General features: G+C 68.7%; 11 protein-coding genes and 1 tRNA gene. 7 read left to right on the top strand and 5 right to left on the bottom strand.

Translation table 11 applies throughout. The features are described from left to right. Window positions 1-32: 32 nt before the first annotated feature. Complete coding sequence (locus tag AB0F89_RS08955; protein WP_367134450.1) at window positions 33-1,253, bottom strand: hypothetical protein; 1,221 nt, start codon at window positions 1,251-1,253, stop codon at window positions 33-35. A 49-nt stretch (window positions 1,254-1,302) separates the two neighbouring features. Continuing rightward, a complete protein-coding gene (locus AB0F89_RS08950; RefSeq protein WP_367134448.1) occupies window positions 1,303-1,848 on the bottom strand; it encodes a TetR/AcrR family transcriptional regulator in 546 nt (181 codons plus the stop codon). Window positions 1,849-1,905: 57 nt separating this feature from the next. On the opposite strand from AB0F89_RS08950, the gene AB0F89_RS08945 reads away from it, so the two are divergent. Continuing rightward, window positions 1,906-2,952 carry an FAD-dependent monooxygenase gene (locus AB0F89_RS08945; protein ID WP_367134446.1) on the top strand — a complete coding sequence of 349 codons (1,047 nt, stop codon included), beginning with the start codon at window positions 1,906-1,908 and terminating at the stop codon, window positions 2,950-2,952. Window positions 2,953-2,958: 6 nt separating this feature from the next. On the opposite strand, the gene AB0F89_RS08940 is transcribed toward AB0F89_RS08945, so the two are convergent. Then, window positions 2,959-3,822, bottom strand: coding sequence for an exodeoxyribonuclease III (locus AB0F89_RS08940; RefSeq protein ID WP_367134444.1), 864 nt, complete (start codon window positions 3,820-3,822; stop codon window positions 2,959-2,961). A gap of 146 nt (window positions 3,823-3,968) precedes the next feature. On the opposite strand from AB0F89_RS08940, the gene AB0F89_RS08935 reads away from it, so the two are divergent. Further along, window positions 3,969-4,044: transfer RNA gene (locus AB0F89_RS08935), tRNA-Lys, on the top strand. A 53-nt stretch (window positions 4,045-4,097) separates the two neighbouring features. On the opposite strand, the gene AB0F89_RS08930 is transcribed toward AB0F89_RS08935, so the two are convergent. Beyond that, window positions 4,098-4,454, bottom strand: a complete 357-nt coding sequence (locus AB0F89_RS08930) for a tyrosine-type recombinase/integrase (RefSeq protein WP_367138790.1) — start codon at window positions 4,452-4,454, stop codon at window positions 4,098-4,100. 269 nt (window positions 4,455-4,723) lie between these two features. Here AB0F89_RS08930 and AB0F89_RS08925 point away from each other — a divergent pair, with 269 nt between their 5' ends. Further along, window positions 4,724-6,118, top strand: coding sequence for a hypothetical protein (locus AB0F89_RS08925; protein WP_367134442.1), 1,395 nt, complete (start codon window positions 4,724-4,726; stop codon window positions 6,116-6,118). A gap of 3 nt (window positions 6,119-6,121) precedes the next feature. Here AB0F89_RS08925 and AB0F89_RS08920 read toward each other — a convergent pair whose 3' ends face one another. Further along, window positions 6,122-7,039: a phosphotransferase enzyme family protein gene (locus tag AB0F89_RS08920; protein WP_367134440.1), complete on the bottom strand. Its 918-nt coding sequence runs from the start codon at window positions 7,037-7,039 to the stop codon at window positions 6,122-6,124. A 395-nt stretch (window positions 7,040-7,434) separates the two neighbouring features. Here AB0F89_RS08920 and AB0F89_RS08915 point away from each other — a divergent pair, with 395 nt between their 5' ends. From AB0F89_RS08915 to AB0F89_RS08900, 4 genes are all read left to right on the top strand, one after another. Beyond that, entirely contained in the window at window positions 7,435-8,298 is an 864-nt protein-coding gene (locus AB0F89_RS08915; protein WP_367134438.1) for a DUF5753 domain-containing protein, read from the top strand. A gap of 14 nt (window positions 8,299-8,312) precedes the next feature. After that, window positions 8,313-8,507, top strand: a complete 195-nt coding sequence (locus AB0F89_RS08910; protein WP_367134436.1) for a DUF397 domain-containing protein — start codon at window positions 8,313-8,315, stop codon at window positions 8,505-8,507. 346 nt (window positions 8,508-8,853) lie between these two features. After that, on the top strand, window positions 8,854-9,231 hold the full coding sequence (locus AB0F89_RS08905; RefSeq protein WP_367134434.1) for a hypothetical protein: 378 nt from the start codon (window positions 8,854-8,856) through the stop codon (window positions 9,229-9,231). A gap of 138 nt (window positions 9,232-9,369) precedes the next feature. After that, window positions 9,370-11,715, top strand: a complete 2,346-nt coding sequence (locus AB0F89_RS08900) for a tetratricopeptide repeat protein (protein WP_367134432.1) — start codon at window positions 9,370-9,372, stop codon at window positions 11,713-11,715. Window positions 11,716-11,913: the final 198 nt, after the last annotated feature.

Raw genomic sequence — 11,913 nt, 5'->3', positions numbered from 1 at the left:
GCGTTTCGCGCAACGCGGTCGGACCGCCCCGATCAGTGCACGAGCAGACCCGACACCCGGGTCAGCGGGTTGCCCGCGTAGCTGATCACCGCGCCGTCCTCGACCGGCATCGACCGGATGCTCATGCCCGCGAACCCCTGGTCGGTCACGAACCAGCCCCACGTCGTGGTCCACGGCCGGTCGTCGCCCGGCACGAAGTCCGGCGTCGGCCGCACGCGCTCCTGCACCACGAACGCCTGCCCCGCCACCTCGTCCAGCACCTCGGCCCACTCGCGGTCGGTCAGCAGCCAGCCGGGCCGCACGCCGTCACCCGCGAAGCCGCCGGACGCCTTGACGATCAGCTCCTCCCGGTTCTCGCGCAACCAGTCGCGCGGCACGTCGCGCACGTCGCGCGTCCACGGCAGGAGGCGGTCCACCAGCGCCCGCTCGTCGTCGCTCAGCTTCTCGCGGTGGTCGTTCAGCAGGGCGAGCGTGGCCTTGCTGCCGTAGTAGTAGCTGGAGAACGGCGTGTAGACCTCGGTCTTGTGGCCCTTGACGAGGGTGTCGACCTTGCCGACGGCCTGCTTGGCGGAGAAGTAGCGGACGACCACGTCCAGCTTCGTGCCGTTGAGGTAGAGGTAGCCGTCGCGCTCGGTCAGCTCGTGCAGCTCGCCGAGCAGGACGTCCACGCCCAGGCGCTTGCAGGTCTCCTCGATGCTGGCGAACGCCTTCCCGAAGCGGGCCATCATCCCGCCCTCTTCGAGGAACGCGATGGTGCGGTCGCGGCCGACGGCGTCGAGCAGCTTCTCGATCGGGTCGAAGTAGGCCAGGTCGTGCGCCTCGACGAACGGCTGGAACCCCGGTTCCCGGTGGATGGCGCGGGCGAGGGTGCCCAGGTCCGTGCCGCCGAGCTGGGAACCGGCGTTGATCTCCAGCAGCCGCAGGTCGTCGCCGGCCCGGTAGATGTCCGCGCGGCCGTGCACCGGCGGGCGGTCGGTGCCCATGATCGCGACTTCCTCGGGCGGGATGCCCAGGGCCTCGGCGTACCGGGTGAAGCTGCCGCCGAACAGCTTGGTGGGTAAGGAGAAGAGGAGTTCGAAGAAGTCCATCACGTCGGCCGCGACCCGGTGGGCGGTGTGCTCCTCCAGGAAGAACGGCCGGCCGACCAGGCGGTGGCCGTAGGCGGTGGCGAAGTGCGGCGGCAGGTCCAGCCGCCCCATCACCCCGTGCAGGCTCTCGTCGTCCAGGTACGCCTGCGTCACGTGATCGGTCACGGGTGTTCGCTCCTCCGGTGGTGGGTGGGGCCACATGATGGCGGAGCGATCAACTGCCGAGCACCCCCCGAAGCACCGCGCGAACGGCTACCGTCGGGTCGAACCGCGGCGACGGGTTGGCCAGCTGGTTGGCCAGCAGGCCGTCGATCACGGCGAGGAGCAGCGCCAGGTCCGCGGTCGGGTCGGTAGAGCCGAGGCGGGTGATCAGCGGCAGCGCCCAGCCCGCGATCCCGCGGTGCGCCCGGTCCACGTGGGCGCGGAGCTCGGGGCGGTGGGCGACCTCGACGAACAGCGCGTGCCGGGCGAGCGTGAGGACCCGGTCCTCAGCCAGCCGCTCGACCAGGGCTCCGACCGCGCGGGCGAGCGCTTCGGGGGTGCCGACGTCACCGGCCAGGTCGCCCCACAGCGCGGTCTCGCGTTCGAGGAGGCGACCGAGGACCGCGCCGACCAGCGCGTCGCGGGTGCGGAAGTGGTTGGACGTCGACCCCGGCGGCAGGCCGGCCTCGGCGTCGACGGCGCGGTGGGTGAGCTGCCGCGGACCGCCCGTGCCGAGCACCCGGATCGCGGCGTCGAGCACCTGCTGCTGCCTGCTCATCGACCGGCACACTACACCCGTAGTTCTCGGTACTACACCTGTAGTAGGTTGGCCGGCATGGGAGCGCGGCGGGCAGCGGTGATCGGTGGAGGGGTCGGCGGCCTGGCTGCGGCCACCGGGTTGCGACGGCACGGGTGGGAGGTGGTCGTCTTCGAGCGCGAGCCGGCGTTGCCGCGGGTCGGGACCGGGCTCGCGATCTGGCCCGACGCGCTGGCGGCGTTGGACCGGCTCGGGGTCGGCGACGCGGTCTGGCAGGCCGGCCGGCGGCAGGACGACGGGGTGCTGCGCAAACCGGACGGCGCGGTGATCGGGACCCTCGGGGCGGGCGGGGTGCACCTGGTCACCCGGCCGGCGCTGCTCCGCGCGCTCGCCGGCGCGCTGCCGGACGGGGTGGTCCGCTTCGACATGTCCGCGGGCCTGGCCGACGCCGCTGGGTACGACCTGGTCGTGGGCGCCGACGGCATCCACAGCGCGGTGCGCGACGAGGTGTTCGACGGGGTGTCGGACACCCAGGTCCGGCGATCCGGGGCGATCGGGTGGCGCGGCGCCGTGGACGTCCCGGTCGAGGTCGGCGGCGAGACCTGGGGCCGCGGCGGCAAGTTCGGCCTCACCCCGCAGGCCGACGGCCGCACCAACTGGTACGCGATGGCCGAGGACCTTTCGCTGTTCGCCGACTGGCACGACCCGATCCCTCGGGTGCTCGCCGCGGCCACCGACGTGCTGCGGCACGAACTGCTGCACCTGGCGCCGTTGCCGAGCTTCGTCTCCGGCCGGGTGGCGCTCCTCGGCGACGCCGCGCACGCCATGACACCGGACCTCGGGCAGGGCGCATGCCAGGCGATCATCGACGGGGTGGTGCTGGCCGAGTGCCTGACCGGTGACGTCAACGCGGGCCTGCGGGCCTACGACGCGAAGCGCAGGCGGGTGACGCAGCGGCTGGCCGCGCGGTCGCTCCGGCTCAACCGGCTGGCCCGGGCGCGTCGGCTGACCGGTGTCCGCGACGTGGCGCTGCGCGTGGTGCTGGCGCTGGCGTCGGCGTCGCGGCCGAAGTCGCCGGAGGTGCCGTGGAGCGCCGACCTGGAACGCGACGAGCTGGCGGGCTAGGGACCCCTACCGGGGGACCTTGACCGACTTGCGGGCGCGGGGCGCGGACGGCGGCGGCACCACCGGTCCGATGTCGCCGTCCGGGGCTTCGTCCAGGTCGACCACGACGGGCGCGTGGTCGCTCGGGCCGGTGCCCTTGCGGGCCTGCCGGTCGACCCACGCGGCCTTCACCCTGGCCGACACCGGGGTCGAGGCGAGCACCAGGTCGATCCTCATGCCGAGGTCCTGGTGGAACATCCCGGCGCGGTAGTCCCAGTAGCTGAAGACCCGCTCGTCCGGCCACCGGTCGCGGACCACGTCGTGCAGCCCGAGCGCCTGCAGCGCCGCCAGCGCCTCCCGCTCCGGCGCGGTCACGTGCGTGTGGCCGGCGAAGGCCGCCGGGTCGAACACGTCCGCGTCGGCCGGCGCGATGTTGACGTCACCGCAGACCACCGCGTCCTCCGGCCCGTCCGCCACCACGTCCCGCAACGCCGCGAGCCAGGCCAGCTTGTAGCGGTAGTGGTCGGAGTCGGGCTCCCGCCCGTTCGGCACGTACACGGAGTGCACCCGCACCCCACCGCACGTCGCCGCCACCGCCCGCGCCTCCTGGTGCGGGAACCCCGGCCCACCGGCGAGCCCGGTGACCACGTCGTCCAACCCGACCCGGGACAGGACCGCCACCCCGTTCCAGCGCCCCTCCCCGTGCACCGCCACCTCGTACCCGCGCGAGGCCAGCTCGTCCCCGAGCAGCGCTGTGAAGGCGTCGTCGGCGAGCTTCGTCTCCTGCAGGCACACCACATCGGGCCGCCGCTGGTCGAGCCACGGCAAGAACCGCGGCGCCCGCTGCTTGATCGAGTTGACGTTCCAAGTGACCACCCGCACCGGCCCCACGTTAGCCCGCGCGCCGTGATCGCGATCGTTGGAACCCCCTGACCAGCACCGCAGCCCCCACCACCGCCCGGACGTGACGCCACCCACACCCCGGACCCGACCACCTCGCTCACCGACGGGCGCCGCCTCGGTAAGCTGTCGACCAAGGGCTGCTAGCTCAATTGGCAGAGCAGGAGACTTTTAATCTTCGGGTTCAGGGTTCGAGTCCCTGGCGGCCCACCAAACCCGCTGGTCACGACGATGGGTCGGGGACCGAGCAACCTCGAAGCCCTCATCTACCCCTCACTTACGCGGATGACAGCGCCAAGCGCATCCGCCGCCGCCCGACCCGGTGACCTGCGCCCCATGTACACGTCCTGCGTCATCGACGGCCGGGAGTGGCCGAGCAGGTCGGCGATCTGCCTCGCCGTCAGACCCGCTTCGTCCAACAGCGTGGCGACGGTCCTGCGGAAGGTTCGGAAAGTCACCCATTCGTAGCCCGCTCGGGTGATGAACGGCTTCCAGGCGCGATTGCGGACGTTGGTCGCTTCACGAATCGTGCCGGTCGAACTGGGAAAGATCGGACCGTCGAGGTTCGACGCCTTCGAACGCCTTTCCACCAACATGGCGACACACCAGTCCGCCAGCGGGATCGGTCGTTCGGCGTCGGGTGGCGTCTCTCGAAGGGATCGGTGGTCCCGAAGACGGTCGACCTGATCGCTGATCTCCCGGACCTCCTCCGGGAGGAGGCGGAGGCGCAGGAGGATGAATTCCAGCTCACCCGGCGTGTCATGGGAATAGCAAACGCCAGGTCAGCAGGTGTATGGCAGTGTGTTCGCAGGGGTGCACGCGGACACGAGGGGGTGCTTGGGGGGTGCTTGTGAGGGTGCACGCACCCGTGGCCGAGGTGGACCCATAGGGGGTGACGCGCGAGCCGAACCGCCTTCTAGGTGACGTGATGCGGGCGGCGGGAGCAAAGGGCCTGGCCGCACGTGTACGCGAGTTGGCCGCGCGGGACGGGCAGACGATCGCTGCCGATCACGTATCCGTGAAGCGGTGGTTTGACGGCACCAGCCCGAAAGCGGCGACGCAGCAGTACATCGCCTTGGCCCTGGGCTCGAAGCTGGGGCGCCCGGTGTCCCTCGAAGAAATCGGCTTCTCCTCGACGTTGCAGCCGGTCGGACCGGACGCGACAGCGTCGGCGGCCGACTACCCGGCAAGCTCCTCCACAGCCGTCGAACTGCTGGGCCAACTCACTGCGGCCGACCTTGAGGACCAACCGGGGTTGGCTCGTTCCGGGTGGACCAGCGCGGCGACGCCGGGCGTCATCACGGGCTACCTGTTCGGCGACAGCCTCGAAGTCGGCGAGAGCCTTCGTTCAGCCGGTCCCGCAGCCGCAGCGATCCGGGCGACCGCAGCGCACCTGATGGACCTGGACTTCAAGTTCGGCGGCGGTCACGTCAGGCGGATGCTGCTCTTCTACTTCAAGACCGAGATCGCACCGCTACTGCGCCAACCGCACCCAGGACCGGTCAGGCGAGACCTGTTCAGCGCCGCTGCGGAAGTGGCGCAGTTGCTCGGCTGGAGCGCCTACGACGCCGGACGGCACGCGGCGGCTCAACGCTACTTCGTGCAGGGGTTGCGCCTCGCGCGCGAAGCAAGCGACTCGATCATCGGTGGCCGACTGCTGGCCAACCTGAGCCACCAGGCGAACTACCTCGGTCACCACGCTGACGCGGTCCAGTTGGCGCGCGCAGCCCGGACCGCGACCGGCGACAAGGCGACTCCCGCCGTCCGCTCGATGTTCCTGGCGATGGAGGCACGTGCACTCGCCAGCAGCGGCCAGGCCGCGGAGTTCGCCCGTGTGCTCACGCAGGCCGAACGGATCTTCGAGCACTACTCACCAGACAACGAACCCGACTGGATCAAGTACTTCAACGCCGAGGAGCTGTCCGGCGAGGCAGCGCACGGGTTCCGCGACCTGGGTCGAGCGGAGGAGACGCGACTCTTCGCCGCCCAGGCGATCGCACCGGAGGCGACACCACCCAGGACGCGCGCGTTCATCGGGATGGTCACCGCAGCGGGTGCACTCACGAACGGCAGTCCGGACGAGGCTGTCGCGTTGGCGCTCGATGCGGTCGACCTCGCCGGACCGCTCCAGTCCAGCCGCTACGTGAGGTACTTGACGGACTTTTACGACGCGCTGAACAAAACGCACCCCAAGAACCCGCTCGTGACTCACTTCGCCGAGGGTGTGTTGCGCAATTACCCCAACTTTACCCTCGGTTCCGCCGTCATGCTCTCACGCGTCGCGTAAGGGTTAGAAAGCCTGCCAATCCCGCGTGGCTTCACCCGAGCGGAGCGTGTTCATCCGCCGCTCGTACTCACGCGCGATTTCCTCCGACTCGTTCACGTTCTGCATCAGCCAAGTGGTCATTTTGACTTCATTGATCTGTCGCAGAACGTCGAACCCCTCCCACTGCGTGATGTCGTAACCGTAGGCATCGGCGAACAGCCCATACTGCTCGTCAGTCCACCAACCAGCCGTCACGTACTCGGTTGCCGTAACCGCGAGATCCCACTCCGGTTGCCCCCATGCGAATCGCTCGAAGTCGATGAGGGTCGCAGTTCCACCTGTGATCATCAGGTTCTGCACGTGAGCATCACCGTGGACCGCAGTCGCCCGCAACGGGAACTCCAACTCCTTGAGGGACGCGGTGAGCGAGTCCACACGCGAAGTCAGGAAGCTGCGGTCATCGCCCGAGATCCCTGCAGCCTCGATGCGCGGAACGACGCGATCCAAGACCGAAGCCGTTGGCAGCTTGAACGTCGTAGGCGCTGACAGGGCGTGCAGGCGTCGGAGGAGCTTGCCGAGAGCTGCGACGTCGTCAGGGCCGCCGTTCCTGCCGTCGATGTAGAACCAAAAAGTGACAGGATGCCCGAGCACTGAGATTGGCTGCGGGATGTCCAACGCCTTTGCTGCCGGAATCGCCTGACTGCCCAACCAGTCCGATACTTGGACCTCTTTGTACGCATCCGGCCAGTGGTCAGGTCCACGTGCGATGCGAACGACGATGCCAAGGTTCGGCAAGTGGAACAGGGCGTTCTCTCCGAGTCGCAGAGGACGTGCCGACGACACCGGCAATTCGGCCAGTTCGCAAGCCTGCGCCAGGATGTTTTTCGCGCGCTTCAGGCCGAAGGCGGGGGAGTTGACTTCAATGCTCATGCCGTCCGTCACGTCTCAAGGCTAGGTGGTGTGACCGCCGGGTGCCAGCGGTCTGGGCAGTGGTTCGACTCGCCGATCCATGGGGATGCGGCGAGAAAAAGTGTTTCGACTCGTTCATCGCAAGTGCGAGCCACGTTCAATTGCTGATGTTGTACGCCCTCAGCACATCCGCACAGGACATCCACACCAACAGCGGCGCGGTGGTCGGCGTTCCTCCTTACGACGTGCCGATCCATGCGGGACCAACGGGGTCACGGCCGTGCGTTGCTCGCAGGCTGTCCATCCTGCGTCTCCAGGGAGGAGACGTGACCCCATCGGCAAACGTAAGGTACAGAGTGTATCTACACACCGTCGATACACCGAAAGTGTGGATGCTGTCGGGTGATCACCCCGACTAGGGTTCAGCCGTGACAGCAAGGCAGAGCGGCCCCACCAAGCGCAGGAGGCGACTCGGGCAGCTCCTGCGCACGCTCCGGGACGAGCGGTCCGTCAGCGTCGAGGCCGTGATGGAGCGGTTGCACTGCTCGGACGCCACGGTCAGCAGGTTCGAGACCGGCAAGTCGCTGATCAAGCACAGCGACCTTGAGGTGCTGCTGGACTTCCTCTCCGCCGACGACGACACGCGACGCCAGGCGTTCGAGATGTGGGCCGACGCCTCCCAGACCGGCAGACAGCCCGAGTACCTGAACGCACTCCCTCGCAAGTTCCGCGCCTACGTCCGCCTGGAGGCCGAGGCATCCCGCGGCCTGTTCCTCCAACCCCTGCTCGTGCCGGGCCTGCTCCAGACCGAGGACTACGCCCGCGCCATCCACACCGCCGACAAGTTCGTCCCACGCGAGGGCGTCGAGAAGTCCGTCGCCGCGCGAGTGAGCCGTCAGCGCGTCCTCACCGGCCCCGACCCGCTCCAGGTGCATGCAGTGATTGACGAAGCCGTGGTCCGCCGGACCATCGGCGGTCTTGAGGTCATGCTCGGCCAGTTGAAGCGGCTGCTGGAGCTGGGGAAGCAGCCCAACGTGACCATTCAGATCCTGCCGTTCGGTGTCGGTGCCATCGGGACGATGGGCGGCCCGGTGACGATCCTTGAGTTCCCCGACCCCGAGGATCCGCCGAACGTCTACCTCGAACATCCAGCAGGCGGTGAGTGGGTCGAGGCACCGCAGGCAGTGGTGGACTTCATCAACGTGTTCGACGAGGCTGCGTCAGTCGCTCTGAGTGCGTCGGAGTCGGCCGAGTTGATCTCCGCGGTCATCGCAGAGCTTGGTAGCAAGTGAGGAGTGTGGCCACGATGGATCTGTCCGACATCGTCTGGCGCAAGTCAAGCCGCAGCAGCGGCAACAACGAGTGCGTAGAACTGGCCGTCGCCGAGACCAGCACTAGTTTCCGCGACAGCAAGGCACCAGTCGCCGGGGCCTTGGCGTTCCGTGACGCTGGATACCGGCGCTTCTTGTCCGCCATCAAGTCGGGAAGCCTCGACGTCTGACGAGTACCGCTGCTGTCCACGTACAGGACAACGTTCATGGTCCGATAAGGATGAGGGTAGGCGTTAGCCGGGTTGTTCCGTATGCGGGCTGCCCGCCAAGCAGCACCTGTCGGTGTACGCCCTGGTGCGCAGATGTAAGTACGGGAGGACGTGTACAGCAGTGGCCAGAAGCAGGTACGGATCGACGTCAAATTCGTTGAGCTATGGGTTTGAGCTGTGTACGCGCCGGCCCTGGACGAGCAGATATTGTGGTCACGCGTGGTTTCGGTAGCGGTGGGCGGCAGGGCTGCGATCATCGGGTATCGGTCCGTGGGCGCTGCAGCCCTTGTGGGTTGAGGGGGTTGTCGTGGTGGTCGCTCGAAGCCGTACCTGGTGGGTGGCTGGTGGCGCGCTGGTCGGCGGTGGTGTGGTGTGGGCGGTACTGCAATTCGGTGTGCCGGTCTTCCTGACCGACCAGACGCATTGGGCGCGGCCGGTCCTGGAAGCGTTGAGCTGGATCGCCGGCATCGGCGGCGCGGTGGTGGCGTTCGTTGCGTTGCGCCAGGGACGTGACCGCACCGCTGCCCGGGAGGTGGCTCCGCCTGCTGCATCGCAGACAGCCACCGGCGGCGGAGTGGTCTTCACCGGCGACGTGACTGGCGGCTCGGGCTCCGGGACGACCACTGGGGTGCACATCGGCCAGGTTGGTGGCCCTCCGGACCCTCCGCTGCCGACGCGGCCTTAGGCCACGCCACGTCGGCGGCACCAACCACGGCCGCACCGGCAGCCTCGGTCACCGGGAACGTGACTGGTGCCGATGGGACCACGATCGGCGCCCTGCAAGGCACCCTGGTGCAGGGCGATCTGGTAGTCGGCGGACCGGGTGTGCCAGCCATGGAGTCGATCCCCCGCGACGCCGGGACTGGGCAGGATTCCGGCCGACTCGGAGCTGTTCGTGGGGCGGTCGGGTGAGTTGGCGCGTCTGGACGCGGCGGTGGCGGGTTCGGGGCGCGCGGTGGTGGTCACGGTCCACGGGTTGGGTGGGGTCGGCAAGAGCACCCTGGCCGCCCGCTTCGCCCACCTGCACACCGACCGCTACGCGCCGGTCTGGTGGATCACCGCGGACTCCCCGTCCGCGATCGACACCGGCCTGGCCGACCTGGCAACCACCCTCGCCCCTCAGGTTGCGGGTGCGCCGCTGGAGCAGCGCACCGAACTGGCCGTGCGGTGGCTGGCCACCCATGACCGGTGGCTGCTCGTGCTGGACAACCTGACCACGCTTGCCGACGCGGCAGGGCTGCTGGAACGAGTCCGGACCGGCACGATCGTGATCACCTCACGCCAGGGCACCGGCTGGCAGGGCATTGCCACGATCCCGCTGGACGTGCTGCCCGCCGAAGAGGCCGTGGAGCTGCTGACCCGCATCGTGCGCGCGGAGCGGCCCGACGCCGACCGACTGTGCGAAGAGTTGGGGTGGCTGCCGCTGGCGATCGAGCAGGCAGGCGCCTACCTCGCCCAGACCCGTATCACCCCGCTCACCTACCTGGACCTGCTGAAGCGGTACCCGGCGCGGATGTTCACCGCGGCCGCGGAGGGCGGAGACGCCCAACGCACCATGGCCCGCGTCTGGCGCGTCACCCTGGACCGCCTGGACGACACACCCCTGGCCGGGCGGGTGCTGCGGCACCTGGCCTGGTACGCCCCCGACGCCATCCCCCGCACCCTGCTCGCGGGCGTGTTCGACGAGCCGGACCTGTCGGAGGCGTTAGGCCGGCTGGCCGCCTACAGCATGATCACCCTCACCGGCGACACCATCGGCGTACACCGCCTAGTCCAGACCCTCACCCGAACCCCCGACCCCACCGACCCCCACCGCCAACCCACCGACATCGCCCACGCCCGCGACACCACCGCCACCGTCCTCGCCACCGCCCTCACCGGAGCCGACCACCGCCTGCCCGCCGACTGGCCCGTCTTCCAGACGGTCTTGCCCCACGCGCGGGCACTGCTCGAACACACCCACCCCGACACCGATACCGAACCGCTCTGCTACCTCGCCCATCGCCTCGGCGGCTACCTCGGCGACCAGGGCAACACCACCACTGCCATCGCACTGCACACCCGCGCCGCCCATAGCCGCCAGCGCCTCCACGGCCCCGATCACCCGGACACGCTGGCCTCACGCAGTGACCTGGCCTACGCCTACCAGACGGCGGGTGATCTGAAACGGGCAATCCCGCTGCACGAGGCAACACTGGCCGATACCGAACGAGTGCTAGGCCCCGACCACCCGAACACGCTGGTCTCACGCAGCAACCTGGCCAGCGCCTATCGGATGTTGGGTGATCTGGAACGGGCAATCCCGCTGTACAAGGCAATACTGGCCGATGCCGAACGGCTGCTGGGTCCCGACCACCCGAACACGCTGGCCTCACGCAACAACCTGGCCAGCGCCTACGAGACGGCGGGTGATCTGAAACGGGCAATTCCGCTGCACGAGGCAACACTGGCCGATATCAAACGGGTGCTGGGCCCCGACCACCCTGACACGCTGGCCTCACGCAACAACCTCGCCTACGCCTACCAGGCGGCGGGTGATCCGAAACGGGCAATCCCGCTGCACGAGGCAACGCTGGCCGATACCGAACGAGTGCTGGGCCCCGACCACCCTGACACGCTGGTCTTTCGCAATAACCTGGCCACCGCCTACAAGGCTGCGGGTGATCCGAAACGGGCAATTCCGCTGTTCGAAGCAACGCTGTCCGATCGGCAGCAGTTACTGGGCCCCGACCACCCGAACACGCTGGCCACACGCAACAACCTCGCCAGCACCTACCAGGCGGCGGGTGATCTGAAACGGGCAATTCCGCTGCACGAGGCAACACTGGCCGATGCCGAACGAGTGCTGGGCCCCGACCACCCGAACACGCTGGCCACACGCAACAACCTCGCCAGCACCTACCAGGCGGCGGGTGATCTGAAACGGGCAATCCCGCTGCACGAGGCAACACTGGCCGATACCGAACGAGTGCTAGGCCCCGACCACCCTGACACGCTGGCCTCACGCAGCAACCTGGCCAGCGCCTATCGGAGGGCGGGTGATCTGGAACGGGCAATCCCGCTGTACAAGGCGACACTGGCCCATGCCGAACGGGTGTTGGGCCCCGACCACGGCCTGACCAGAACGATCCGCTCGACTCTCGAGACTACGACAAGCGGCCACGACTGACCCGCCACCCCAATCCGGCCATCGGACCGCCCAATGCCCGTCGGTTACTTCAGACTCGCGGTACGGCCCGGTGCCGAACCCGAAGAGGACGTTTGTTCGGTGGGTTGGTGGCGGCAATGCCACACGGCTGAACATCTAGGCAATTGCTGGATGTGTCCGAGCCGTGGGGCGGACTTAGTCGTGCTCGAAGCTGGGATC

The organism is Saccharothrix sp. HUAS TT1, assembly GCF_040744945.1.
Classification (GTDB): domain Bacteria; phylum Actinomycetota; class Actinomycetes; order Mycobacteriales; family Pseudonocardiaceae; genus Actinosynnema.
The sequence above is the reverse complement of the archived record's forward strand: the minus strand, read 5'-3'. Positions and strand labels throughout refer to the sequence as shown.